The organism is Parendozoicomonas sp. Alg238-R29, from assembly GCF_947331445.1.
Taxonomy (GTDB): Bacteria; Pseudomonadota; Gammaproteobacteria; order Pseudomonadales; family Endozoicomonadaceae; genus Sansalvadorimonas.
The window spans coordinates 1-25,105 of the sequence record NZ_CAMZOG010000072.1; the positions used below are offsets into that span (position 1 = coordinate 1).

Annotated in this window: 21 protein-coding genes; 18 read left to right on the forward strand and 3 right to left on the reverse strand. The window is 45.7% G+C overall.

What is annotated here, in order from left to right; all coding sequences use genetic code 11:
• The first annotated feature begins 36 nt into the window (after positions 1-36).
• Complete coding sequence (locus QMA35_RS16200; protein WP_281648211.1) at positions 37-483, forward strand: transposase; 447 nt, start codon at positions 37-39, stop codon at positions 481-483.
• Positions 484-1,363: 880 nt separating this feature from the next.
• On the opposite strand, the gene QMA35_RS16205 is transcribed toward QMA35_RS16200, so the two are convergent.
• Positions 1,364-1,837: a hypothetical protein gene (locus QMA35_RS16205; RefSeq protein ID WP_281648193.1), complete on the reverse strand. Its 474-nt coding sequence runs from the start codon at positions 1,835-1,837 to the stop codon at positions 1,364-1,366.
• A gap of 266 nt (positions 1,838-2,103) precedes the next feature.
• Between QMA35_RS16205 and QMA35_RS16210 the strand changes: the two genes are divergently transcribed.
• On the forward strand, positions 2,104-3,291 hold the full coding sequence (locus QMA35_RS16210) for an outer membrane beta-barrel protein (protein ID WP_281648194.1): 1,188 nt from the start codon (positions 2,104-2,106) through the stop codon (positions 3,289-3,291).
• A gap of 615 nt (positions 3,292-3,906) precedes the next feature.
• On the opposite strand, the gene QMA35_RS16215 is transcribed toward QMA35_RS16210, so the two are convergent.
• The gene (locus QMA35_RS16215; RefSeq protein WP_281648195.1) at positions 3,907-4,308 is read right to left on the reverse strand and encodes a hypothetical protein; all 402 of its coding nucleotides are present in this window, start codon (positions 4,306-4,308) and stop codon (positions 3,907-3,909) included.
• A 262-nt stretch (positions 4,309-4,570) separates the two neighbouring features.
• Here QMA35_RS16215 and QMA35_RS16220 point away from each other — a divergent pair, with 262 nt between their 5' ends.
• From QMA35_RS16220 to QMA35_RS16295, 16 genes are all read left to right on the forward strand, one after another.
• Complete coding sequence (locus QMA35_RS16220; protein WP_281648196.1) at positions 4,571-5,800, forward strand: outer membrane beta-barrel protein; 1,230 nt, start codon at positions 4,571-4,573, stop codon at positions 5,798-5,800.
• Between the two features lie 85 nt (positions 5,801-5,885).
• Positions 5,886-6,434 carry a polysaccharide biosynthesis/export family protein gene (locus QMA35_RS16225; RefSeq protein WP_281648197.1) on the forward strand — a complete coding sequence of 183 codons (549 nt, stop codon included), beginning with the start codon at positions 5,886-5,888 and terminating at the stop codon, positions 6,432-6,434.
• 101 nt (positions 6,435-6,535) lie between these two features.
• Positions 6,536-8,716: a polysaccharide biosynthesis tyrosine autokinase gene (locus QMA35_RS16230; RefSeq protein ID WP_281648198.1), complete on the forward strand. Its 2,181-nt coding sequence runs from the start codon at positions 6,536-6,538 to the stop codon at positions 8,714-8,716.
• Between the two features lie 285 nt (positions 8,717-9,001).
• Positions 9,002-10,321, forward strand: coding sequence for a UDP-glucose/GDP-mannose dehydrogenase family protein (locus tag QMA35_RS16235; protein ID WP_281648199.1), 1,320 nt, complete (start codon positions 9,002-9,004; stop codon positions 10,319-10,321).
• A gap of 299 nt (positions 10,322-10,620) precedes the next feature.
• A complete protein-coding gene (locus tag QMA35_RS16240; protein ID WP_281648200.1) occupies positions 10,621-11,772 on the forward strand; it encodes an O-antigen ligase family protein in 1,152 nt (383 codons plus the stop codon).
• Positions 11,765-12,934 carry a hypothetical protein gene (locus QMA35_RS16245; RefSeq protein WP_281648201.1) on the forward strand — a complete coding sequence of 390 codons (1,170 nt, stop codon included), beginning with the start codon at positions 11,765-11,767 and terminating at the stop codon, positions 12,932-12,934. Before QMA35_RS16240 ends, QMA35_RS16245 begins: the two co-directional genes overlap by 8 nt.
• 105 nt (positions 12,935-13,039) lie before the next feature.
• Entirely contained in the window at positions 13,040-14,284 is a 1,245-nt protein-coding gene (locus tag QMA35_RS16250) for a glycosyltransferase family 4 protein (protein WP_281648202.1), read from the forward strand.
• Between the two features lie 67 nt (positions 14,285-14,351).
• Positions 14,352-14,975 carry a sugar transferase gene (locus QMA35_RS16255; RefSeq protein ID WP_348650956.1) on the forward strand — a complete coding sequence of 208 codons (624 nt, stop codon included), beginning with the start codon at positions 14,352-14,354 and terminating at the stop codon, positions 14,973-14,975.
• On the forward strand, positions 14,972-15,619 hold the full coding sequence (locus QMA35_RS16260) for an acetyltransferase (RefSeq protein ID WP_281648203.1): 648 nt from the start codon (positions 14,972-14,974) through the stop codon (positions 15,617-15,619). Before QMA35_RS16255 ends, QMA35_RS16260 begins: the two co-directional genes overlap by 4 nt.
• 126 nt (positions 15,620-15,745) lie before the next feature.
• Positions 15,746-16,921: a DegT/DnrJ/EryC1/StrS aminotransferase family protein gene (locus QMA35_RS16265; protein ID WP_281648204.1), complete on the forward strand. Its 1,176-nt coding sequence runs from the start codon at positions 15,746-15,748 to the stop codon at positions 16,919-16,921.
• A 56-nt stretch (positions 16,922-16,977) separates the two neighbouring features.
• On the forward strand, positions 16,978-19,005 hold the full coding sequence (locus QMA35_RS16270) for a nucleoside-diphosphate sugar epimerase/dehydratase (protein ID WP_281648205.1): 2,028 nt from the start codon (positions 16,978-16,980) through the stop codon (positions 19,003-19,005).
• Positions 19,006-19,039: 34 nt separating this feature from the next.
• Positions 19,040-20,191 (forward strand): O-antigen ligase family protein, encoded by a 1,152-nt coding sequence (locus QMA35_RS16275; protein ID WP_281648213.1) that lies wholly within the window; start codon positions 19,040-19,042, stop codon positions 20,189-20,191.
• A 135-nt stretch (positions 20,192-20,326) separates the two neighbouring features.
• Positions 20,327-21,811, forward strand: coding sequence for an O-antigen ligase family protein (locus tag QMA35_RS16280; protein ID WP_281648206.1), 1,485 nt, complete (start codon positions 20,327-20,329; stop codon positions 21,809-21,811).
• Entirely contained in the window at positions 21,804-22,526 is a 723-nt protein-coding gene (locus QMA35_RS16285) for a CpsB/CapC family capsule biosynthesis tyrosine phosphatase (RefSeq protein ID WP_281648207.1), read from the forward strand. Before QMA35_RS16280 ends, QMA35_RS16285 begins: the two co-directional genes overlap by 8 nt.
• A gap of 137 nt (positions 22,527-22,663) precedes the next feature.
• Positions 22,664-23,383, forward strand: a complete 720-nt coding sequence (locus tag QMA35_RS16290; RefSeq protein WP_281648208.1) for a Fic family protein — start codon at positions 22,664-22,666, stop codon at positions 23,381-23,383.
• Positions 23,384-23,429: 46 nt separating this feature from the next.
• Positions 23,430-24,173: a hypothetical protein gene (locus QMA35_RS16295; RefSeq protein ID WP_281648209.1), complete on the forward strand. Its 744-nt coding sequence runs from the start codon at positions 23,430-23,432 to the stop codon at positions 24,171-24,173.
• Between the two features lie 123 nt (positions 24,174-24,296).
• Here the strand turns inward: QMA35_RS16295 and QMA35_RS16300 are convergent, their stop codons facing one another.
• On the reverse strand, positions 24,297-24,977 hold the full coding sequence (locus QMA35_RS16300) for a HipA domain-containing protein (protein ID WP_281648210.1): 681 nt from the start codon (positions 24,975-24,977) through the stop codon (positions 24,297-24,299).
• Positions 24,978-25,105 lie beyond the last annotated feature (128 nt).

Genomic DNA, 25,105 nt, shown 5'->3' on the forward strand with positions numbered 1-25,105 from the left:
GAAACGACAGACGACTCTATCCTGGAAGACCAAATTATCAGACTCTCTTCTGGCAAAGGTAGAAAGGACTGTCCAACTGATCTCAGGCGGGTCAAGATTCGCCGGGAAGACGACAAAGTTCTGGTTTTTATCAGTAACGATCTAAAGAGAAGTGCTGCAGAGATTGCCGCCTTGTATAAATCCCGCTGGCAAATCGAACTGTTCTTCAAGTGGATTAAGCAGAATCTGAAGGTGAAGCGGTTCCTTGGGCGCAGTGAAAATGCTGTAAGAATACAGGTGCTCACAGCAATGATTGCCTACCTCCTGCTGCGGCTGGCTCAGATCACAACACCCTGCAAATTGTCGTTACAGCAAATAGCCCGAAGAATCAGTCTTAATCTGACCCGCCGTTGCTCTTTGTTGGAATTATTCAGTGATCCGCCGGATAGCATGGAAGTCAATTTACTCCAGAATCAGGGGAGTCTGGAGCTGGCTTATGCTTAACCGGACAGTAGTGAGAAAATATACTTCTTTATACCAAAGTGCACGCAAACGACGGGGCAAGATGTGTGATGTAGGCCTACAAAGTAAACTTTGCAGACCTCATCACCTTTTGTATTAGCCGGTTCCCGGTTCCCGGTTCAATGGTTGTTGCTCTGTGAGGCACAAAGCGACTGCCGTCGATTAGAAAAAGGGAAAGCATTATCACAGCAAGAGGAGAGGAGAGGGGAGGAGAGGAGAGGTGGTGTGGTGTCTATATCGTTGTCTCCTTTATGCCGCATCTGCGAACCCGACCTGGAAAGAGAACATCGTGGTTTTTTTCGGATAAATGAGTGCCGGTAAGATCATTTACCGGAATTGTTTAAAATCAGGTGACAAGACAGGAAACCTTTGGGGAGTTATTGAAACTCTGACCGTCCTTACTCTACGGCCAATAACGGAGTCCCCCGTTGCTGTCTCAGCTCCCAGATGATTACAGAGTATGGCTTCAAGAGATTAAAGGACGTATTCAAAAGGCTCGCAAGGGGCTGTTTTCACTGTCAATCAGCATATGATCAGGCTGTATTGGCACATAGGTCATGAGATCTTTGAGCGTCAGAGTCATGAAGGCTGGGGCACTCAGGTTGTTAAACAGCTGGCAAAGGATCTGAAATCCGGTTTTCCAAGCATGAAAGGATTTTATCGAGCTAACCTCATGTGCGTGAGGGCGTTTGCACAGACATGGCCAGATTTCCTCTCTGAAGAAAATATCCAACAGGCTGCTGGATAAATTCCCTGGGGGCATAATTGTGTCTGGAGAATGTTGACTTTTATATCTGAAAGTTTGCAACAAAGCTCTATGCGCTTGCCAGAACAGCAAGCGCATAGTTTCTGTCAGTGTCTGTTAGGAAGGGCTGACAGGAGTAAAGCTTGAAGTTGGAGCGCTGATTGGTGTAGCTGCTGGTGGTGCAGGAGGAGCAGATGGTCCGGCAGCAGGAGCAGGCTGGTTAGTGATAATCTGTGCAACAGCTTGAGAGATTGCAGCAGCTTGTGAAGGTGCTGCAGCTGTAGCGGCGCTAGTGATGGAGGCAGCCTGAGCAGGAGCGGCGCTTACTGCAGCTGCAGTAATAGCGGCTGCTTGAGCTGGTGCTGTGGCAACAGCGGCAGATACTATGGCAGTGGCGAGACTTGGGTTGGCGGCGATAGCAGCGGCTACAGCATCAGATACGGAAACACCTTCAGCAATTGCGTTGGCAATAACCTGATCAGCGGACAGGCCATTTGCTACATCAGAAGCAACGTCTGCACTGGCAGTCAGAGACATCATGCCGGCGAAACCGGCGGCGGCTGCCAGAACGGCGAATTTTTTCATTGTCATTGGAACTCTCTTCTTCCTTGTGTGTTTATTCGTTTGAGTAGCTTGGGTTCAGTCTATGTACTTATTTTCACGCAAGTATAGGGGAAAAGTAATTGTTAGGGAATTGCAACAAATATGAGAAAATTGTAATGAAATGCACTAGAAACTGTTAAGTGCATCACGTAAGATTTCGCGCAAACGTCTATGGCTCACTATCCAAATTGTTTGCCGCATGACTAAAGAATAAATAGATGCAATAAATACAACAGCCCAATGTAGGAAAAGCAATGCAGCGTTTGAGTATTAATGGAATGACAGGAATGGTCGCCTTGTGTGCGGCAATGGGAACTCACGCAGCAGTTGTTGCTCCTGCCAGTGTGCAGATTGGTGGTGTTCATCTGGTACCGAGCCTGAAATCGGCGCTGTCCCATGATGATAACGTTTATCGTGATAGAACTGAGCAGTCTTCCAAGGTTCTAAACATCAACCCTTCTCTGGATATTCGTGCTGCCAAAGGTGCCGACACTTATAGCCTGTTGCTGGAAGCTGATGCGAATCGTTATTTCAGTGAGCGTGATGCAGATTACACCGATTATAAAGCCGCACTGACTACCCATAACGAATTTAATAGCCGCAATCGTCTGGATACCACTTTGCGTATCGGTGAGATTAACGATGCGGGTTCCAAGCGTACTGCAGACAACAAAACCCCTGAGTACATTGGTAAAGCTGCTGATATCGTTTATGGTTTTGGTTCTCTTGAAGCCAAGGCGCGTGTTGATGTGTTTGGTGGTGTTGAGGCCAAGAACTACAAGAAGTCGACTGGCAGCGATACCCGTACCAATTACTACGGTGCAACAGCTTATTATCGCCTGATGCCTAAAACAGATGTGCTGTTTGAAGTGAAGCAGCGTGATCTGGAATACAAGAACGTAAACGACGGTGGTTTTAATGTTACCAGTTACCTGGTAGGTGTGAACTGGGATGCGACCGCGAAAACCTCTGGTTTTGCCAAGTTCGGTCGTCGCTATCGTGATGCAGAAGCGTCTGGCGTGAGCGATGAAAGTTACACTGGTTGGGAAGTGGGTGTGAGCTACAAGCCTTTAAGCTATTCCCTGATTCAGCTGTCGACTGGTCGTGACTATGGCCTGGATGCTGAAGATCCTTCTTCTAACTCCTTCACCAAGGGCACTAACCTGACTTTGTCCTGGCAGCATGACTGGAGTTCTCGTTTAACCAGCAATGTGAGCTGGTCTCGCGTTGCGGAAGAAGTAGAAAACCAGAATGGTCAGACCCGTAAAGATCGTGACACCGATACAATTAATCTGGGCCTGAGCTGGGAAGTGAAGCGTTGGTTGTCAGTGAGTGCTGGCTTTACTCGCTTTGTGGGTGATGATGATGTGAAAGCTGTAGGCGTAACAGACGACAGCTATGATCGTAATGTTTACACCATTGGGCTGGAAGCGTCTCTGTAAGTGCTTTGTGTTTCTTGCTAGTGCTTTGTGTTTCTTGCTAGTGCTTTGTGTTTCTTGCTAGTGCTTTGTGTTTCTTGCTAGTGCTTTGTATTTCTTGATAGTGCTTCGCTCTCTATGATCACGACAGAAGCTAAGACACCTGATGTCTAGACTGTCGTTGTTATAGAGGGTTGTAAGACCGTTGTTAAAAGCTTTGTAGTAATCATGGATGATTGCGTTGAGTGACACAGGTGTTGCACTCACTGTTCTCTCCATGTTGCCATTCTCGGCAAAAAGTTACCTCTGCCATTAATAATCCAAGAATAGAAGACACTGCTATCCTTTTCGGTTGACCCGTTTCGGAGGTTGTGTGCTTTGCGGTTTTTTTGGGCGAACCAGACCAAAAGGGCGGTAGCGTGCTTGTTGGCAGTTGGCAGGAATCTGTCGTAAATTTGCCAACTGCAAACAACGAGTACAGCGTTACATTTTGATTGTCCTGTATGTAGGTCGTGGTTGAGCGAAGCGAAGCCCGACAATTGAGTTGGGAACATCGAGCCGCTTCGCGGTTGTTGGGCTTCGCTTCGCTCAACATCAACCTACATTTACTGCCAACTGCCAACTGCCAACTGCCAACAACTAGTTAGGGCTTACAACCACCGGTTTGTCGTTGCTGATGGGTGCTACTGGTGGTGGTGCGATAACAGGCTGGGGCGCGGGTGCTGCCTGGGCTTGAGATGCTGCTGCGGTGATCGCGCCAGCAGCAGCTGGTGCGGCTTTGGTGGCGGTTGCGATAATGGTCTGTGCCTGGGCTGGGAACAGAGTTACGGCTGTTTTCACAATGGCCGCCACTTGATCGGGTGTTGCAGCAATCAGCTCGGCAATGATTTGTTCAAGGTTGGCATCGGGAGCCTGCATCGCTAATGAGATTACCTGGTCTACCGGCATGCCGTTGGCCAGATCAGTAACAATGTCAGCTTGGGCCATTGTTGCGGAAGCCGTCAAGATCATGGCCGCAGCCAGAGTGCGAGTGAAGTTCATGGTGTTTCCTGTGTAAGTGTACGAAGAAGGGCGAAGACGGAGGGCGTAGAAAATGAGCCTGTTCACGTTTTCTGTTCAACGGGAGAGTATATGTGAATTTTTTGTCTTGCCATTTGATACAGGTCATCCCTATGTCGGGTTATTCTGTGTAAGATTCCGCTGGGGAATTCTCCGGGTGTTGGTTCATGGTTGTCGATTGCTTCGTATTATTTGGCCAGCACCTGTACCTACAAAGATCATGCACAAAGGTAGTAAACAGTACATGAATGGAATGAATAAGCTCGCCATCGCGGTTGCGAGCATCACTGCTGGTGCCATGGCTCAGGCTGCAGAAATAGAGCCGGGTAGTATCCAGTTGGGTGCTATCGAACTCACGCCCAAGCTGCTCACCGAATACCGTTATGACGATAACGTGTTCCGTGAAGGCGACAAAAGCACAGGTTTGGCTAACAAAAGCTCCGATGTTTTTGTTATTGCACCTAGCCTGGATTTCCGTGCCAAGAGTGGACTGAATGAATATGGTGTGGTTCTGGAAGTGAAAGACGTCACTTATTCCAGTGAGCATGATGCGGATTACACCGACTACGGTGTGCTGGGTGATCTGACCCACGAGTTCAACTCCCGTAACCGTATTGCTGCCAACCTGCAGTTTGGTTCTTACAGCGATGAAGGTGCCACCCGTTCCGGCGTGAACGACAAAGCAGCCCCTGAATATGATCTGAAGAAAGGTGGCTTTGTTTACGGCTTCGGTTCCATGCAGGCGATGGCGCGTATTGACGTGTTCGCCAACTTTGACGACAAAGATTACGACGAGCTGGGCTACAAGGATAAGAGCAGCAACGAATACGGCGCGACGGTTTATTACCGCCTTATGCCGAAAACAGACATTCTTTTCGAAGTTAAAGAGCGCAAGCTTGATTACGACGACAAGCAAAACATCAATGGTTCACTGCAAAATGCCGGTTTCGACATCACCAGTTACTTGGTGGGTGTGAACTGGGAAGCGACTGCGAAAACCAGTGGTTATGCCAAGTTTGGTCGCCGCTATCGCACCAGCGAAATAGATGGCGTGAGCAAAGAAGGCTACAACGGTTGGGAAGTGGGCGTGAGTTACATGCCACTGACTTATTCTGTGATTCAGCTGTCTGCAATACGTGACTATGGTCTGGAATCCGACAACCCTGTTGATGCCGACTTCACTAAAGGCACAACAACCCGCGTAAGCTGGGATCACAGCTGGAGTGAAAAGGTTAAGACCCGTGCCTTCGGCAGCTACACCGATGAAGAAGTGCAAAATGCGGCAGGCCAGACAACCCGCGACCGTGCTGTGAAAGAGTATGGTGTTGCCGTTGACTACAACCTGAAGCGTTGGGTCACTCTCACCGCTGGTTACACCTATACCGACCGTAACGAAGATGCCAAGTTGGTTGGTGTGAGCGAAGACAATTACGATCGCAATGTTTACATGCTGAGCGCGAACTTCACGCTTTAAAAGTTGGCTGTCTTCTGTTGGCTGTTGGCAGTACTCAGTTGACTGCCAACAGCCAACATTTTTTTAATAATTCCCGAGGTAAATAATGACCGGATTTTCCAGATTCCTGGCCGGCTTCTTATGGCTTGCAATTGTGCTGGCTGCTGGAGCCCGGGCTGAAGATACCGTGAGCTACTCCACTTATCGGCTGAATGCTGGTGATATGGTGAGCATCAATGTGTTTGGTGAAGAAGATTTAAGTGTAGAAACCCGGCTCACTGATGCCGGTACTATCTCATACCCGTTTTTGGGCGAGGTACGCGTAAAAGGGTTAACTGTTGGTCAGCTGGAAAATCTGGTGACCAGTAAGTTGAAGGGTGATTACCTGATTGACCCGAAAGTGAACGTAACCATTACCGAATACCGCAAGTTCTTTGTGCGTGGAGAAGTGAAAGATCCTGGTGGTTTCTCCTTTGAGCCAGGGTTGAGTCTTGAAAAAGCAATTGCACTGGCTGGCGGGTTCACCGAACGAGCCTCTAGAAAACAGGTGGCCGTGACCCGAGAGGTTAACGGCACCAAGAAAACTGTGACTATGAATCTCGACAGACCGGTTATGCCCGGTGACATAGTGAACGTGAAAGAAAGCTTCTTTTAATGTTGGCTGTTATCTGTTGGCAGTTGGCTGTAACGGCGGCTGCTAACGGATCTAGCTCCGACTTACAACTGCCTACGGCTAACTGCCAACACATTTAAAATATGACTCAACCAACAACGCCTGCTCAATCTTCTGATGAAGATATCATCTCCCTCTCGGAGATTTTCCATACCCTCAACAATCACAAATGGTCGATTATCGGGTTTACCTTTGCGGTTACCCTGTTGGCGGTATTGATTGTTTTTTCTCTTACGCCGATTTACCAGGCCACGGCTGTACTGCAGATAGAGCAGGAACAGGCCAAGGTTGTGTCTATTGAAGAGGTTTATGGACTGGAAGGGGGAGGGGACAGCTACCTGAATACCCAATATGAGGTTCTGAAGTCTCGCGCCGTATTGGAGAAGGTGGTTCACAAGCTGAACCTGCTGAAAAACCCGGAGTTTAACACCAGCCTGCAACCGGCACCCTGGTATGCCGAGTATACTAACTGGCGTGGCTGGTTTGGCTTAACCAAACCGGTGGATGAAGACGGTTTGGAAGATCGCATTCTAAACGACACAGTTGATGTGTTGGCCGCCAATGTATCAGTGCAGCCTGTTAAAAAAACTCAGATAGTCAAAGTCAGTGTGACTTCTGAGAACCCAAAGCTGGCGGCTCGTATTGCCAATGAAATAGCGAATGCTTACATAGGCTCCTATCTGGAAGCCAAACTCTCCCTAACCACCAGTGCAACCAGCTGGATGCAGCAGCGGTTGGAAGACCTCTCCGGTAAATTGAAGTCTGCCGAGCAGCAATTGCAGGATTACCGTGAGCAGGAGAATCTGATTGAGTTGGAGGGTGTACTCACTATCTCCAATAACGAGCTAAAAGCCCTGACCACTTCCCTGGTAGAGATTCGCCAGACCTTAACGGTAAGCGGCAATATTTATCGCCAGATTCAAGACAGCAAAAAACAGGGGCAGAAAGATTTCAGCTCATTGCCTGCCGTGCTTTCTCATCCTTTGATTCAGGATTTAAAACAGGAAGAATCCAAAGCGGAACGAAGCGTGCAGGAACTCTCTCGCCGTTACGGGCCTAAGCACCCGAAAATGATTGCCGCACAAAGCGATTTGCGGAGTATTCAGGCCAATATCAATAGTCAGATTAATCGCATAGTCAGTGGTATAGAGAGCGAATACCGTGTTGCCAAAGCCAACGAAGCTTCATTGGCCAAAGCTGTAGCCGAAGCGAAAAGCAATGCCCAAACTATTAACCGCAAACAGTTCCAGCTCCGCGCCCTTGAGCGGGAAGTGAAAACAAACAAAGACTTGTATGATGCGTTCTTTAAGCGTATTCAGGAAACCAGTGCCACCAGTGATTTGCAAACAGCCAATGCTCGCATTGTTGATAAAGCCTTTACCCCGAAAAGCCCAGTAAAGCCCAAGAAAAGCCTGATTGTTGTGCTCTCAGCTCTGCTTGGATTGATGATTTCGAGCGGAATGGCCTTCCTGCTGGAAATGATGAACAACACGGTGCGTTCCGCCCGGGATGTGGAAGACAGGCTGAACTTGCCGGTACTGGGTTTGATGCCCAATATCAAGAAGAAGACAGAAGCAGAGATTCATCAGCTGTTTAACGACAAGAATGAACATATCTTCGGAGAGGCTGTACGTACTATTCGCACATCACTCTCCTTAACCGCGCTGGATAAAGATCACCGAATTTTTGCAGTGACTTCCTCTATTCCTGGTGAAGGTAAATCGACAGTCAGCTGTAACCTGGCATTGGCGATGGGGCAGCTGGGCAAAACCCTGATTATTGGTTGTGATCTGCGTCGGCCAACACTTGGCCAGCGCTTGGGCATGAAAGGTGGTTTACCCGGACTTGCTAACGTACTTTCTGGTGCCCATCCATTCTCCGAATGCATTCACAGTATTGAAGGGTTGGACGTAATGCCTTCCGGCCTTGTGCCACCAAACCCGCAGGAACTGCTGGCCAGCGAGCGATTCAAGAAAATGTTGGAGTCCCTGCGCAAGGTATACGACACCATTATTCTGGATTGCCCACCTGTACAAAGCGTCAGTGATGCATTGATGGTGGGTAAGGTGAGTGATGGTTTGATTTATGTAGTAGAGTCCAGTCGAGTGCATGTACCGGTTATTACCCATGCTGTAGGTCGACTGTTGCAAGCCAGAGCACCCATTACCGGTGTAGTACTCAACAAGGTTGACCCGAATAAGAAAGATCGGTACGGGTATAACTATGGGTATTATGACTATGAAGGGTACTCCTCTAAAGGTTAATTAGCTTAATCGCGAAGACACAGAGATAATAAGGAAAAGCAAAAGCTATTGGTAAAATCTTTTGCTTTTTCATTCTAAAAATCTTTTTTGCTTTTCCTCCATGGTAACAGTTTCAAGGGTCTTTACTGATTGTTACAAAACAAGCCAGCGTTTTTTAGGATATACGTAACCCAACGGGCGGTAGCGTATTAAATCCACTCTGCATTTTAATTTTTCTCTGAGTATCTTTGTACATCTGATTCAAAGCTCTTATCAAAGTTATAGCCTTTTCTTCATGGTAAAATAATGAAAGTCACAATTTTTGGTACAGGTTATGTAGGCCTGGTTCAAGCAGCTGTACTAGCCGAAGTCGGCCACGATGTTATCTGTGTAGACATTGATCAGCAAAAAGTAGATAACCTGAAGCAAGGCATCATCCCCATCTATGAGCCTGGCCTTGAATCCCTCGTTAAAGAAAACCATAACACCGGCCGTCTGAATTTTACAACCAATGCTCAGAATGGCGTAGAACACGGCGTGTTCCAGTTTATTGCTGTTGGCACACCACCGGACGAAGACGGTTCAGCAGACCTGCAATATGTATTGACAGTGGCAGAAACCATTGCTACGTATATGAATGATGAAAAAATCATCGTCAATAAGTCTACTGTCCCCGTTGGCACAGCAGACAAAGTCACAGCAAAGGTTGCTGAAATGCTGGCTGTCAGAAAAGTAGAAATACCTTTTCATGTAGCCTCAAACCCGGAGTTCCTGAAGGAAGGTGCGGCAGTTAACGACTGCATGAAGCCAGACCGAATCGTGATAGGTACAGAAGATAAAGCCATTAAAGATATCTTCCGCGAACTCTATGCGCCCTTCAACCGAAACCATGAACGCATCATCTTTATGGATGTTCGCAGTGCAGAGCTGACCAAGTACGCCGCCAACTGTATGCTCGCTACAAAAATTAGTTTTATGAACGAAATCGCCATGCTATCGGAAAAACTGGGTGCCGATATTGAGCATGTACGACAGGGTATAGGTTCTGATCCTCGTATTGGTTATCACTTTATCTATCCCGGTTGTGGTTATGGGGGGTCATGCTTCCCGAAAGATGTGCAGGCACTTAAACGCACTGCAGAAGAAATTGATTTTAATCCCGTTATGCTTCGTGCAGTAGAAGAACGCAACGCACGCCAGAAAGAAGTACTGTTTGATAAAATCAGCCGTCATTACAAAGGCGAATTACAAGGCAAAACTTTTGCGCTCTGGGGCTTGGCCTTTAAACCTAATACTGATGATATGCGCGATGCACCGAGTCGTGTATTGATGGAAGCCCTGTGGGAAGCCGAGGCAACTGTACAGGCTTATGATCCAGAAGCTATGGAAGAAGCTCAACGAATTTATGGTATACGAGATGGCTTAATACTCTGTGGTACACGCCAGGCTGCCCTAAAAGATGCAGATGCTTTGGTGATTTGTACAGAGTGGAAGCAGTTTTGGGCACCAGACTTTGAGATGATGGCTGAATTGTTGAATGATAGTGTTGTATTTGATGGACGGAATCTCTTTGATCCCGTGCTAATGAGAAAAAAAGATTTTGTGTATTTTGGTGTTGGGAGATGACTTTAACCTGATCTATCTAATGCCCATTATTTCTACCCTTTTGATATGGGGATGGTGGGTTTTTATATTCAAACGTGAAGTCTGTGAAGTATGAAGTGTGATTCTTGTATAATAGGTGCAAATCGCTACTCAGCTAAATGTATTTTTATAGCGCCTTCCTGTATTCATGGTGTGTTAGATATAAGTATTTAAAGATACAATCTATAATTTCTGATAAATGAATTAAAAATGGGAGTGGTAAGCTTTAGAGTGAGGGGTAAGGTTGCCAGTAGACTGTTTTAAATAAGTACGGGTGTTAAATGCATAAGAAACTGAATGTCCAATCTCTGATTTATACTGGGCTTTTCTTGTTTGTTCTAATGGTAGGAGTGGTTGGGGTAGAAGAGAGATTGGTATTCTTTGGAGTTCCTACAAATATATTGATCTCTCTCTTTGTGTTATTCGTTGTTCTGTATGAAAAGAGTGGGCGGTGGTTTACTCTTTCTTTATATCGATTGCTTCCTGTTACTGTTGTCTTCTTGACTTTGTTTTATAGCAGTTCTTTGGATTACGGTATATTTAAATCCTTGAATTTGTTTGTTGTAACGATTTTGTGTCTTTCTGTTTTAGCATTGTCGGTCGATAGATTTGGTAGTGAGGCTGTAGTTTTTTCAATTGTTGTTATCTTGTTGGTATTATTGGTAATAACTTCTTTATATAAATTGAATTTCGGTTTTTGGGATAGAGGTGTTAGGTTTTTCTTAAATGGCCCAATAGTCTTTGGCCGATTAATGGCGATGGGTTTGATTTGTACGCTTTTTCTTGATTTTAACAAAAAAATCAAAGTTATTGTTTCGTTTCTCTTTTTTGTATCTGTTCTCTGGACGCAATCTAAAGGCCCTTTGTTGTCAGCTACATTATGCTTGCTTTACTTTTTCTATAAAGAAACTGGGATGAAGGGATACTTTTTGATTCTCATGTCTGGTGCCTCAATATTTTTTTGTGTGATATTTGGATCTCTAATTCTTGAGATTTTGGTAACGCTAGACTCGCCTCTTTTGTCACGTATAATTATATTAATCAATGGGGATGATGTATCAAATTATGGGAGTGTAGGTTCAAGAGTAGATGCAATAGAAACTTCAATGCATATGATTTGGAATCACTTGTTTTTTGGGGTGGGTGTTGGTAGTTGGGGAGAGTATGCAGGTTATTTTGATATTTATTACCCCCATAATTTTGTGATGGAAGTGTTCTCTGAGCTAGGTCTATTTTTAGGTTGTATTTTTGCGTATAGGTATTTTGATTTCTTTAAGGCTGGTTACAATGTATATTCCTTGTTGGCTTTAATGTTTCTTTTAAATCAAATGGTGAGTGGCGATTTGTTAGATAGTCGTTATGTTCTTGTATTCTCTGTTTTTTCATTGATTTATAAAGAATATTTATTGGTGGAGCAGAGCGGAAATGACTAAGTATTATGGCTATTTTTTTAAAGTTCTATCGCTAGCATCAAAGTTTCTGTTTCTTATATTGATTGTGCCTCAATTAAGTGATGGTGTTTTTTCTGAATATTATCTTGTTTTGACCTATATATTAATTTTTTCAAGGCTGTTATCTTTTGGTGCCTCTGAAAATATTGCAATAAAGATATCGGGTGAGATATGTAAAGTCCACGATTTCTTTTGCCTGTATGTAGTGTTTATTTCTTTCTCAGTACTGATGTTTTTGTTGTCTAATTTTTTTGGAGGTTATTATATTGCGATGGCACTTGTTGCTTGTTTTTGTGCAAGTAACGTTTTTTCAGGGTTGTTTAGAGGGTTTGCCCCAGAAACGTATGAATTAAATATCAATCTCCCGTGGATATTGTTTTTTATTGGTGCGTTATTGTTTGATGCCTCGACTCATGTAAGTTTGTTGAATATACTCTTTTGCTCGTATATTCTTACTCAGGTTTTAGTTTTTTTATATGTTAAAAGCCAATTAAGAATTGTATTTCATATAAGAGCTATTTCTCAAGTAGGTAGGATATACTTTGAAATGATACCTTCTGGGTCGATTCGTCAATTTTCAATAATAAACCAAATAATCTTCATTAGGCTTCCTTTCGTTTTGCCAGATACTCTTAGCTTATTAAAGCTTAACGATAGTGTCGCATTAGGTTTAAGTATTGTTGAAGGTGTTTGGCAGTTGTTCATGGTTCCGGTTAATAGACGCTTTTCGAAATATTGTAATAATAAAGTTTTATTCTATGAATGTTATAAATCAATTATTAGTACGTTTGTAATGTTTCTTTCAATTCTACCTTTGTTTTATTTGTTGACAATGGTTGACTTCTTTGAAGGCTATGTTCAAATCCCTGCCTTCGAAGAGTTATATATACCTGTTTTTATTCTTAGTTCAGTATTGTTGCTAGCTGATATTAGATATTGGCTCTGGTCTCATGATCGTTGGTCATCGGTAATTTGTTTTGAAGTTGCAGTGATAGTTCCTTATGCATTAATTTCGTATTTTACGGCGCTGTATGATTTTAAAAGTTATATGTGTAGTTCTATTTTTTTATTTTCTTGCTCGCTTGTATTACTTATGTATATGACTTTAAGAGAGAGAGTGATGAATCGATCTCCCATTATTTGACTCTTTCAGCGTGGTGTTAAAAATCAATTTAGATTTGGTTTGTTAAAGTTTCTTATTTAAATCTTAGTGTTTTTGATGTAAAGATTTATTGGTTTGGAGAATAAAATGATAGTTTTGTATATTCATCAGTATTTTGGAACGCCGAGCCACCCTGGAGGGACTCGCTCTTACGAAATGGCGAAAAGGCTCGTAAGGAATGGTCATGAAGTGCACATGGTAACAATGGCTTCTAAGCTCAGTGAGTTTTGCGTAAAGAAAAAAGGTTGGGAGGTTTTTAATGTTGAAGGCATAAGGGTTCATGCTTATCATTTGACGTATTCAAACAAAATGGGTTTTTCAAAAAGAATTATAAAGTTTTTTCAGTTTGTTATTGCTTCAATGTTATATGTCAACAAAATCAAATCTGATGTTGTCTTTGCAACATCTACTCCATTAACTGTTTCTATACCTGCTGTGATCTATTCTAAAAAAAATGACGTGCCGATGGTTTTTGAAGTTAGAGATTTATGGCCAGAATTACCAATTGCTATTGGGGCGTTGAAATCAAGGTTGTCAATTTTTTTGGCTAAAAAACTAGAGTTTTGGTCATACTCTAACTCGTCTAGAATTATTGGTTTGTCGCCAGGGATGGTAGAGGGTGTTGTTAAATGCGGTTTCCCTAGGAATAAAACAGCTATGATACCAAATAGTTGTGATACGGATGTGTTTTCTCCTTTCACAAATGATGGCTGTGATGAAATCTTTGATTTCTTAAATGGGAGAAAGCTTGCAGTTTATACTGGAACATTAGGGAATATTAATGGAGTTTCATATTTTGCAGAATTAGCATGTAAAGTATCAAGGTTGGATGAAAATGTCTGCTTTGTGATATTCGGTGATGGTATGGAATGTGATCTCATAAAAGAAAAATCAAAACAACTTGGAGTTTATGGGAAAAATTTCTATATGTTTCCTAAAGTAAATAAGTCAGTGATGCCGAAGATTTTGGCTCATGCTGATGTTGCGTTCTCTCTATTTTTACCGATTCGAGAAATGTGGAATAATTCGGCCAACAAGTTTTTTGATGCTCTAGCTTCAGAAACTCCTGTTGTTATTAATTATGGGGGTTGGCAAGCGGATTTGTTTTCATTATATCCTGCTGGCATATCAGTTGACCCGTATGATATTGATCTAGCAGCTGTTGAGTTCTTAGAATTTATTAAAGATGAAGGAAGAATTGCTTCTGCAAAGATAGCGGCGAGAAAGCTTGCGCAGACTGATTTTAATAGAGATGTATTAGCCGTAGAGTTTGAAAGGGTTTTGTCAGAAGCTGTGAATGAAGCCGGATCAGTTCAGATGAAAACAAAGTAGCGATCTACTTTTATTTTCTATTAGTGGTTGCTGAGTTGTTTTAAAATGTTTCTATTAGAAGTATTAAGTGAAGTTGCTAGATGGGGTTTCTTCTATGCTAAAGCGTCTTTTTGATATTCTGGGTTCGTTAATTGCGCTGATCATGTTCAGCCCTATAGTCGCTCTAACTGCTATAAAAGTAACAAAGACTATGGGGAAACCTATATTCTTCCGGCAAAGTCGTCCTGGGTTGGGCGGTAAACCCTTTGAAATGATCAAGTTCCGGACAATGAGAGATGCTAGTGGTCCTGATGGAAATCCACTCCCCGATGCGGAGCGTCTTACACCATTCGGAAGTTTTATGCGCCGTACAAGCTTAGATGAGTTGCCAGAATTTTGGAATGTACTAAAGGGCGATATGAGTTTAGTTGGACCTAGGCCATTGCGTGTTGAGTATCTCCCTCTTTATGATGAGCATCAATCTCGACGACATGAAGTGAAACCGGGTATTACTGGTTGGGCTCAGATCAATGGTAGAAATTCAATAAGTTGGGAAGAAAAGTTTGACTTGGATGTTTGGTATGTAGATAACAGGTCTATAGTCCTTGATATTAAGATATTATTCCTTACAGTAAAAAAAGTTTTTTTCAAGGAAGGTATTAGTGCAGAAGATCATGCCACTATGCATAAATTTGAAGGCACAAGGAAATGAAAAGAATTGTTGTTTTTGGGGCTGGAGGGGCAGGTAAGGCGGTTTTAAATATCATTAATGACGTTAATAAAGAGCAATTGCAGTGGGATGTTGCTGGCTTTTTCGATGATGATGAAAAGCTTTGTGACACAAGTGTGTTAGCTTTTCCTGTTATAGGGGGAATTGACTCTCTTATAAATCGCTATGAAGAATTAGGTCGGCCGGGAGTTGTAATATCTATTGGAACGCCATCGGTTAGAAAGTTGGTATTTGATCGTCTTGTTCTGTCAGGTATTTCAAATTTCCCTAAGATTATCCACCCACTGGCCTATATTCCAGACTCTGTCAAAGTTGGTAACGGAACTGTAGTTTATCCTCACGTTACTATTGATCCTGATGTCATAATTTCCGAACTCGCCTTTATTAATAAGAATGTAAGCATTGGTCACGATGCATCAATATCTAATTTCGCTGTTGTCTCTCCGAATGTATCGATTGGTGGTTATGTTAACGTAAACGAGAGTTGTTTTATTGGTATGGGAGCACAAATTATCCAAGGGGTTTCACTTGGTAATAGTTCAGTTGTTGGTGCTGGTGCAGTTGTCATTGATGATGTAACTGCCAATTCAAAAGTTGTTGGTGTGCCTGCTAAATCAATTTCTTAACCGCAGAGACACGAAGCGTCGGTGAATATTCCATTCAACACCGACACTTCCACCATCCTTGGTGGTCGCAGAGTTTTCTAAAGCTCTTCTCCGTGTCTCTGTGCCTCTGTGGTAACAATCTTTTAAATGCTAAATACCCAATTTTCTCCATGGCCTTCTTTCACCGAAGAAGAAGCCAGCGCCGTTTCAAAAACCCTGCTTTCCAATAAAGTCAATTACTGGACCGGAACTCAGGGCCGTGAATTCGAAAAAGAATTCGCTCACTACACAGAGAGTGAATACGCCATAGCCGTAGCCAATGGTACTCTGGCGCTGGATCTTGCCCTCAAAGCGCTGGATATAAAAGCCGGTGATGAAGTGATTGTCACTTCCCGTACCTTTCTAGCCTCAGCCAGCTCCATTGTCACTGCCGGTGCCAGGCCGGTGTTCGCTGATGTAGATGCAACCACCCAGAATATTACCGCCGAATCTATCACAGCTGTATTAACTCCCAACACCAAAGCCATACTCTGTGTGCACCTGGCAGGTTGGCCCTGTGATATGGACTCTATTATGGAACTGGCTAAAGCCCATAATCTTTATGTGATTGAAGATTGTGCCCAGGCCCACGGAGCCAAATACAAAGGTCGCTCTGTAGGTTCCATTGGCCATATCAGTGCCTGGTCGTTTTGTCAGGACAAAATTATGACCACCGGCGGTGAAGGTGGCATGGTCACTACTAACGACAAAACCCTGTGGGATAAAATGTGGTCCTACAAAGATCATGGTAAATCCTATGATGCCGTTTATAACACTCAACACCCCCCTGGTTTTCGTTGGGTGCACAACTCCTTTGGTACCAACTGGCGTTTAACAGAAATGCAGTCGGCCATTGGCCGTATTCAGCTTAAGCGTATGCCGGAGTGGACGAAAAAACGGCAGGCCAACGCAGCCGCTATTTCGGAAGCCTGCCAACAATTTCCTGCCCTGCGGGTGCCGGAAGTTCCGTCTGATATTGAGCATGCCTGTTACAAGCATTACGTGTTTGTAAAACCGGAGCAGTTGAAAGAAGGCTGGAACCGGGATCGTATTGTTAATGAAATTGTTGTCAGAGGCGTACCTTGTTTTCAGGGCTCCTGCTCTGAGGTGTATCTGGAAAAAGCCTTTGATGGTACCGACTTTCGGCCTGCAGAGCGTTTGCCCGTGGCCCGTGAGTTAGGGGAAACCAGCTTGATGTTTTTGGTGCACCCAACACTCACCGTTCAGGAAATTGACCAAACCTGCACGGTTATTCGCGCTGTTATGGAGCAGGCTTCGCTCTAGTTCCTTCCTCCTGCACGTTATTTCTACCCCACTCTCTGCTGGCTCATATATGTTTTATGCGTAATAAACTCTTGCATTTGCCCCGCCGTAACAAACGCCTACTCACGGCGTTGTTTGATATCGCTGCCATATGGGGGTGTCTTTGGCTGGCGTTAGCCATTCGCCTGCAGGCCGTTAATATTCAAGGCGTGTTGATTGCCAATCACTGGCAAACGTTTGCTTTGGTGCCTCTGTGCGCGCTGCCATTCTTTATACGCATGGGGCTTTACCGCGCTGTTTTACGCTATATGGGCCAGCACTCAGTAGGGGTCATTGTGCGGGCGGCTATTTATGCCACGGCGCTTTGGTTACTGCTGGATTTTATGCTGGGGATCGATGAACTGGTACCTCGCTCGGTACCGGTGATGTATTGCCTGCTGCTTATTGCCACTATGTGCGCTACCCGCTACATCATGCGTTCGTGGTTACTGGGGCAGAGTGTTCAATCCATTTTTAAAACCGTAGCGAATCCTTTCCCGGCGCGCCTTGCCCATAAAGGTATTCCTATTGCCATTTATGGTGCCGGGCAGGCGGGTGTTCAGCTGATGGGTGCGCTTCACCGAGGGCGGGATTATCACCCTGTGGCTTTTCTTGATGATGACCGTAATCTTCGTGGCCAGATGATGGGGGGCGTGCCGGTTTATCATTCAGAGCAGTTCACTCTGATGATGGAAAATACTCGAGCCGAAGAAGTACTGTTGGCCTTACCATCCTTGCCCCGCAGTCATCGCAGGCAGTTGGTAGAAAAGATAGAACCCTTTGGACTGCCGATTAGAACGATGCCGGGTATGGCCGATCTGGTCAGTGGTCGTATGAAAATGCAGGATATCCGGGATATTGATATTGGTGATGTGCTGGGTCGGGAAGAAGTGAAACCTGACCAGGAACTACTGGAAAAGGATATTGCCAATCAAGTGGTATTGGTCACCGGTGCCGGTGGTTCTATTGGCTCCGAGCTGTGCCGTCAGATTCTTAAGGTGGGGCCTGCGGCGTTGATCCTGCTGGAGCATTCTGAGTTCAACCTTTACCAGTTGGATCAGGAGTTACAAACCACTATTCGCCGCTTGGGCATTAAGGTACAGCTTGTGCCGGTATTGGGTTCGGTAAACGATCCCCAGCGGCTTGTGGATTTGATGTCGACGTATGGAATAGACACAATTTACCATGCGGCGGCCTATAAGCATGTACCCATTGTTGAACACAATATTTCCCAGGGGTTACGCAACAATGTACTGGGAACTCTGTACACCGCACAGGCGGCCATATTGTGCGGAGTAAAACGCTTTGTTCTGATTTCTACCGATAAAGCTGTTCGCCCTACCAATGTGATGGGGGCTTCCAAGCGGTTGGCAGAAATGGTGTTGCAAGGGCTGAGTGAGGAGAAGACTGTGAGCTTTCTCCATCCCGAGTTGTTCCAGTGTGCAGATCAGAAGATTCCCAATAACACACGTTTTACCATGGTACGGTTCGGTAATGTGCTGGGCTCCAGTGGCTCGGTGATTCCCTTGTTTCGCAAGCAGATTCGCCAGGGTGGGCCGGTGACGGTGACTCATCAGGACATCAATCGTTACTTTATGACCATTCCAGAAGCGGCCCAGCTAGTGATACAAGCAGGAGCGATGGGAGAAGGAGGGGATGTTTTTGTTCTTGATATGGGCCGGCCGGTGAAAATCGTAGACCTTGCCCATCGCATGATTCACCTCTCCGGTTTGTCAGTGAAAGATACCGCTAACCCGGATGGCGATATCGATGTAGTGTTTTCCGGGCTCAGGCCTGGGGAGAAACTCTATGAGGAACTGCTCATAGGGGAGAACGTGGCGGGCACCGACCACCCTCGTATTAGCCGGGCCCATGAAGAGTGGCTGGCATGGGGCGAACTCACAGATATTATCGAGAAAATGCTGGATACCACCCACGGTCACCGTTATCAGCTGACCCGAGAGTTGCTGCTACGCTATGTGAACGGTTTTAAACCCAGCGATAAGGTGGTGGACTGGTTATTCCATTCGCCTTCAAAGCAGATTGAGGAAGATATTGTTGCCTGAGCGAGAGTCTTTTTTTCAGCAGGGCCTGTTGGTGATGATACTAACAGGCCCTGTTTTTTTATCCCCTGTCGCTATGGAGTGGCTGATCTGGCCTCTGTTGCTGAATGCGCTCTGGTGTTTGCGGCCAGTGATAGGGAAGGGGTTTAGCGAAGTCCTTTCCCGCATTTGGCCAGCGGCCATGCTGTTGGCCTTTGCCGGTTGGTCGCTGCTATCCGCACTTTGGTCCCCCACACAAGCAGGAATTGCCTGGTTTTGGTCTTTGGCACAGGGATGGCTTGCTGTCGTTTGTTTTATTGCCCTTGTTCAATCCCTGGTGCGCAGAGGTATCAACCTTCAGCAGTTGCTCTGGTACACCGCAGTTTTGGTAGCTGCCGTCGCACTGTTCAGTGTGCTCTGGCAGCTGTTGGTAGTCGGGAAAACCATTGGCTATCGCAGCTTTCGCCTTTATAGCGCTGGCTATGAGAGTTTTGCTAATTTGTATAACCCTATTGATGCCGGGTTGTACTACGGTGTGTTTGCGACAGTTCTGGTTTCAGTACTAGCGGGTACCAGTAAGCAATCAGTGCGAGTGATCTCAGTAGTCGCTCTGGTACCGTTGCTTGTTTATCTCGTGCTCACCTATAGCCGTGGAGCGTTATTTTCCTTCCTGGCGGGGTGTCTGGTGATTATGGCCTTTGGTGGCAGGCGCAGGTTTTTATACGCCCTTGGTTGTATCGCTGTATTGTCGGTGGTGTTTGTTGTGTTCGGCGATACGATATTTCAGGCAGAACTGGATAAAGGCTTTAATGGCCGGGAACCTATTTGGGCTTATGGTGTTGAGCTGATACAACAGGCTCCCTGGCTTGGTCATGGGGCTGGTGCAATCTTTGAATACCATATTCCCCGTTCAGGCGTTTCCTACCCCTTTGCCCATAACTATTTGATGACCCTTTGGATTCACTATGGGTTGATTGGATTGGTATTGTTTTTGGGCTCAGTCTTATCTGTACTTTGGCAGTGTTGGTGCTGCCGAGATTCTGCTGGCAGCCGGCTTGTTGCTGCGCTGCTGGTGTTTGGTTTCGTCGCGATACAATCTTACGTTGATGAACTGGTGCGTGTGCCTCATCAATATTGGCTGTTAATCTGGTTGCCTCTTGGTATGTACAACTTTCGGAAAGCTTTCCTGGATAAAGGTTTTCCAGCATAAAGGTTTTCCAGCAGTTAAACAGTAACGATTGATGCTCTGGCATCGGGTTGTCGGCACCTGTAGAGACAGTAGAGATAACCTGGCTATTCATGCGACAATCCTCGCCTTTATTTTACGGCTGAACTGTTTTATTCCATGGAAAGTCATCGCTGGGATGCCCTCCCGTTTTACTTATTGCTGGCATTGCTGATCTGGCTGCCACTGCCATTTGGCAGTAATACGCTCTGGGCAAAGGCAGTAATGCAGCTGCTGGTATTCGGAACGGCTTTGGTTTGGGTTGTTGGCTTTGTTTTTGGCAAAGTGCAGGTAACTCTAGCCTTACGTAAAGCGATACCGGTCTGTGGAGCCTTTGTATTCGTTGCTGGTTGGGTATTTGCGCAGCAGTTTGCATTGCCGTTATCGACAGTCGACTCTTTAGCTCCGGGTATGGCTACGCTCTATGAGGCGGCGGGTGTCAGCACGGCTTATTTTTCTTTAGATGCATTCCAGACTCACTCAGCCTTCCTCCAAACGTTGGCATTGTTGCTGATATTTACCCTGACTCTGCTTACCGTGAATTCTACAGACCGTTTACGCTGGTTGCTCTGGTGTGCGGTTATTGGTGGAACCTTTCAGGCTTTATATGGTGCGTTAAGCACGCTATCCGGTTTGGAGATAGGTTTTTTTGTCGACAAATCCAGTGGCAAAGGTGTGGCCACCGGAACGTTTGTAAACCGTAACCATCTGGCCGGGTATCTGGAAATGTGTCTGGCCATGGGAGTAGGTTTGCTGATCGCCCAGCTGAGTAACCAACGTGCGGCCGATTGGTGGGAATGGTTAAGGAACACTCTGACGACATTGATGAGTAGTAAAGTGTTACTGCGGGTATGTTTGGCCATTATGGTTGTGGCCGTGGTGCTGACGCGTTCCCGTATGGGCAATACTGCGTTCTTCTCCAGTCTGATGTTAACCGGCCTGGTTTATGTGATTCTCAAAAGAAAGCTGAGTCGTGGCGTTGTCATTCTTTTTGCCAGTTTGATTCTTATTGATACTTTGATAGTCAGCAACTGGTTTGGTTTGGATAAGGTTGTAGAACGGATTGAGAGCTCCGTTGTGATGTCACAACCGGTAACATCAGAGGTGACGAGTAGTCAGCCTCAAGCCGGGAACGGGAACCTCCAGAGTTCATCAGCACCAGTCACTATTCTTGATGTACGCACAGATGTGAACCCGGTCAGTGTGCAGATAATTAAGAACAACCCTTTAACCGGAACAGGTGCAGGCACCTTTTATACAGCACTGCCTATGAATCACGATGGTTCCTGGCAGGGCTTCTTTGACTTTGCCCATAATGACTTTTTGCAGTTTCCTCTGGAGCTGGGAATGCCGGCCTTTTTGCTTTTGGCGATTGCGGTAATCTGGTGCTTTATCCAGGCATTACAGGCTATTCGCTTACGCAGAAACAACTTATGTGCAGGTGCGGGCTTTGCCTCCATTATGGGAATGCTGGCCATTATGATTCACTCATCGGTAGATTTTAATCTTCAGATACCCGCCAATGCCGCTTACTTTGTTGTGTTAATGGCAATAAGTGTTTTGAGTCGGCAGTTACCTGTTACCAGAAAGCAGAGCCATGATTGATATACACAACCACATCATCCCCGGCATAGACGATGGTGCCCAAACGCTGGACGACTCTCTGGCATTGCTGAAAATAGCAGAACAGCAGGGCATTACCCATATGGTGTGCACACCCCATATGCACGCAGGGCGTTTTGAGAATACCGTTGATACCATCCGCCCAGCGTTTGAATCTCTTAAGCAGGCATTAGCAGAATCCGACCTCATTATAAAAGTGGCGATGGCGGCGGAAGTGCGGATCAGCGATGAGTTTATGATTCAACTGAAGCGAGACAAAGTGCCATTTATAGGTCGGTGGGATGATCAAACGGTTGTACTGCTGGAGATGCCTCACGACCGTATTCCCATGGGTATTGAGAACTTGCTCAAGTGGCTGCAGCGCCAAAACATTAAAGCGATTATCGCGCACCCTGAACGCAACAAAGAGATTATGCGCAAGCCAGATGTCGCCAGAACGCTTGTGAAACATGGTGTTTTGTTCCAGCTCACAGCGGCGTCTGTTTCTGGGAACTTCGGTGAAGGTGCACAGCGTACGGCGCAATGGTTTTTAGAAAACAATCTGGCTACGTTTGTGGCTTCCGATGCGCACAATATCAAGAACCGCCCACCGGCTATGAAAGATGCTTATGAAGTGATCGAGAAACAGTATGGTAAGCCGTTAGCTGAGAAACTTTGTTTTCTAAATCCCGGCAAACTGACGGAAGGGTTGTTTTAAGTTTTGTTGGCAGTTGGCAGTTGGCAGTTGGCAGTTGGCAGTTGGCAGTTGGCAGTTGTCCGTTGTCCGTTGTCCGTTGTTCGGGATATAGACTTTCCTTATACTGATTGTTGATCCTGCAATGAATTGCTCCCTTTATGTTTGAAACCATCGACAAGCTTAAGGCGACGCTTGATAGCCATCGCCCTTTACCCAGCCATACAGTGAAGTCGCTGCATGAGTCGTTGGTGTTGGACTGGACTTATAACTCCAATGCGATTGAGGGAAATACTCTAACCCTCAAAGAAACCAAGGTAGTCCTCGAAGGGATTACTGTTGGTGGCAAAACTATGCGTGAGCATTCTGAGGCTATTAACCATAGGGAAGCCATTGCATGGTGTGAAGCGGTTGTGGCGCGGGAAGAGCCGTTGAGTGAGTGTCTTGTCAAGTCTGTGCATCAGCTGGTTTTAAAGAATATTGATGACCAGAATGCAGGGCGTTACAGGCAAGAAAATGTAGTGATTGCCGGTGCCGAGCACACGCCACCTGACTCCCTGCATTTGCCTCAACTTATGGAAGAACTGGTTGAGTGGTATCAGAGCCAGCAATGCCACCCTGTAGAGCGTGCAGCACGACTCCATGTGGATTTTGTGGGAATACACCCCTTTGTTGATGGCAATGGACGGACAGCTCGGTTATTGATGAACTTTGATCTGATGGTCAGTGGATACTTGCCTGTTATTATCCGGGCAGAGAACCGCTTGGCTTACTACGAGGCTTTGGATAAAGCCCACACCCAGCAGCAGTATCAGGATTTTATTGCTTTGGTGATTGAGGCTCAGGAAGAAATGCTGAACCGGTATTTGTCTGTGATTTGATTCTGTTGTCCGTTGTCCGTTGTCCGTTTTTTATGTTTGGGAAGTTATGAGTTCACAGAAACGTCGTCGGCGCCGTTCAAATAAGACATCCAGTTTCAACATCAAGCGTGCTCCCGTTCTCTTGTTGTTGCCGGCTTTAATGGTATTGATCTTTACCAGCTTCCAGCAGATGCGCGCCAGCATTATTAACAGCCAGGCGCAGTCTTATCTGGAGCATTGGGGGCAGTCGTTCAAGGAGGAGCCACAGGCCTTCTCTATTGATGAGAAAGAGCTCCAGATTGTTGAAGAGGGTGTGCAGCGTGTGTTGGCTATTGAGCCGGATGCACCGGAATACAACCTGGCACTCGCGAAGCTTGAAGATTGGCGGGTCATCAATGCCCAGCTTCAACAGCAACCCATCGATGTTGTTGCTCAGGAGCAGGGGTTGGCCGCGTATCGCACAGCTATTCAGCAACGCCCAGCCTGGCCTTATGCCTGGTCTGACTTTGCCATGGCGAAAGCACGCGCCCGGCAGATTGATCAGGCGTTTTTTAATGCGTTAGAACGTGCGATCTCTCTCGGGCCTTGGGAGCGGGGCGTTATGACAACCGTGGCCCAGCTGCAGGGCTGGTATGCACCATGGTTGCCTGAACAAACCCTTCAGATTGCACAAGCGAATCTGCAGCGTCTGGCGCTTCGTTATCCTGGAGATGCGATGAAAATTGCCAGGGAGCAGGGGCGAACGTCTGAGATTTGTTTGTTATTGAAACAGCCGGAGAGATACAAAAGAGATTGTGCGAAATCTTTGTGAGTGAGCGTTTGATGTTTGATGTTTGATTGTTAATAAGGCCGCATTTTGCGGCCTTTTTTCTTTCTATCAAAAAAGTATTGATAACTTCAATTACTGGTATTCAGTATAACCCGCAACCCTTCCCTATAGCGTGACACGAAAGGCCTGGGTCACATTATTCATATGCTCAGCCATAACGGCCTTGTGTTGCTCATGCATAGGGAGATCTTTGATCAGCTCTGGCCATGTACTGCGTGCCTGCTCCATGGCATCTTTGATATGCACTTTTATCGCCTGCCACGGGATATCTGCACGTCGCGCCCAGGTTTCAAACGTATTCATATCGATGTTATACCAGGCTTTTTCCCGTCCGATATTGAGAGCTATACCTGTTTCACTGTTCACATAAGGCAATGTGCTGACAATGTCATAAGCCGGAGAGAGAGTGGGGTGTTTCTTGTCGGCATACATGACCGTCCAGTTTTTCAAATGAGCATCACCGTTGGCCAGCAAAATATTGGCCAGCAGTCGTCTGGCCATTTGTTGCACATCCGCCAACCCGTTATCACTAAAGCGATACAGAGCCAGTGCAATCTGTTCACTGTTCGCCTTGCCATATTTATTATGGGCATACAGTTCAAAAATTTGTGCAAAGTCCTCAGTGTGAACACGGTCGTCACCATCCCGATCAAAACGACGAATAGCGTAAGCCGTTGGCTCATCAGGAAGCTGAATATCCAGGGCAATTGCATCAAATAGGTACCATCGAGCCACATAATTTGTAGTAGTCTCTGATTCCCATTTATCAGACTCGTATTTCAGCATGGAAGCCCAGCAGTATCAGCCCCTGACAGCCTTTCTCGCCAAAGTTCCTGACCCTCGCTGCGAAGGCATGTGCGACCATAATCTTCTCGATATTCTTGTCATCGCCGTCTGCGCAATGATTTGCGGGG

What these genes read in the sequence shown, in the direction of transcription:
- QMA35_RS16205 (WP_281648193.1), bottom strand. Translation starts at nt 1,837, where the DNA reads ATGACAATGAAAAAATTCGCCGTTCTGGCAGCCGCCGCCGGTTTCGCC.
- QMA35_RS16210 (WP_281648194.1), top strand. Translation starts at nt 2,104, where the DNA reads ATGCAGCGTTTGAGTATTAATGGAATGACAGGAATGGTCGCCTTGTGT.
- QMA35_RS16215 (WP_281648195.1), bottom strand. Translation starts at nt 4,308, where the DNA reads ATGAACTTCACTCGCACTCTGGCTGCGGCCATGATCTTGACGGCTTCC.
- QMA35_RS16220 (WP_281648196.1), top strand. Translation starts at nt 4,571, where the DNA reads ATGAATGGAATGAATAAGCTCGCCATCGCGGTTGCGAGCATCACTGCT.
- QMA35_RS16225 (WP_281648197.1), top strand. Translation starts at nt 5,886, where the DNA reads ATGACCGGATTTTCCAGATTCCTGGCCGGCTTCTTATGGCTTGCAATT.
- QMA35_RS16230 (WP_281648198.1), top strand. Translation starts at nt 6,536, where the DNA reads ATGACTCAACCAACAACGCCTGCTCAATCTTCTGATGAAGATATCATC.
- QMA35_RS16235 (WP_281648199.1), top strand. Translation starts at nt 9,002, where the DNA reads ATGAAAGTCACAATTTTTGGTACAGGTTATGTAGGCCTGGTTCAAGCA.
- QMA35_RS16240 (WP_281648200.1), top strand. Translation starts at nt 10,621, where the DNA reads ATGCATAAGAAACTGAATGTCCAATCTCTGATTTATACTGGGCTTTTC.
- QMA35_RS16245 (WP_281648201.1), top strand. Translation starts at nt 11,765, where the DNA reads ATGACTAAGTATTATGGCTATTTTTTTAAAGTTCTATCGCTAGCATCA.
- QMA35_RS16250 (WP_281648202.1), top strand. Translation starts at nt 13,040, where the DNA reads ATGATAGTTTTGTATATTCATCAGTATTTTGGAACGCCGAGCCACCCT.
- QMA35_RS16260 (WP_281648203.1), top strand. Translation starts at nt 14,972, where the DNA reads ATGAAAAGAATTGTTGTTTTTGGGGCTGGAGGGGCAGGTAAGGCGGTT.
- QMA35_RS16265 (WP_281648204.1), top strand. Translation starts at nt 15,746, where the DNA reads ATGCTAAATACCCAATTTTCTCCATGGCCTTCTTTCACCGAAGAAGAA.
- QMA35_RS16270 (WP_281648205.1), top strand. Translation starts at nt 16,978, where the DNA reads ATGCGTAATAAACTCTTGCATTTGCCCCGCCGTAACAAACGCCTACTC.
- QMA35_RS16275 (WP_281648213.1), top strand. Translation starts at nt 19,040, where the DNA reads ATGATACTAACAGGCCCTGTTTTTTTATCCCCTGTCGCTATGGAGTGG.
- QMA35_RS16280 (WP_281648206.1), top strand. Translation starts at nt 20,327, where the DNA reads ATGGAAAGTCATCGCTGGGATGCCCTCCCGTTTTACTTATTGCTGGCA.
- QMA35_RS16285 (WP_281648207.1), top strand. Translation starts at nt 21,804, where the DNA reads ATGATTGATATACACAACCACATCATCCCCGGCATAGACGATGGTGCC.
- QMA35_RS16290 (WP_281648208.1), top strand. Translation starts at nt 22,664, where the DNA reads ATGTTTGAAACCATCGACAAGCTTAAGGCGACGCTTGATAGCCATCGC.
- QMA35_RS16295 (WP_281648209.1), top strand. Translation starts at nt 23,430, where the DNA reads ATGAGTTCACAGAAACGTCGTCGGCGCCGTTCAAATAAGACATCCAGT.
- QMA35_RS16300 (WP_281648210.1), bottom strand. Translation starts at nt 24,977, where the DNA reads ATGCTGAAATACGAGTCTGATAAATGGGAATCAGAGACTACTACAAAT.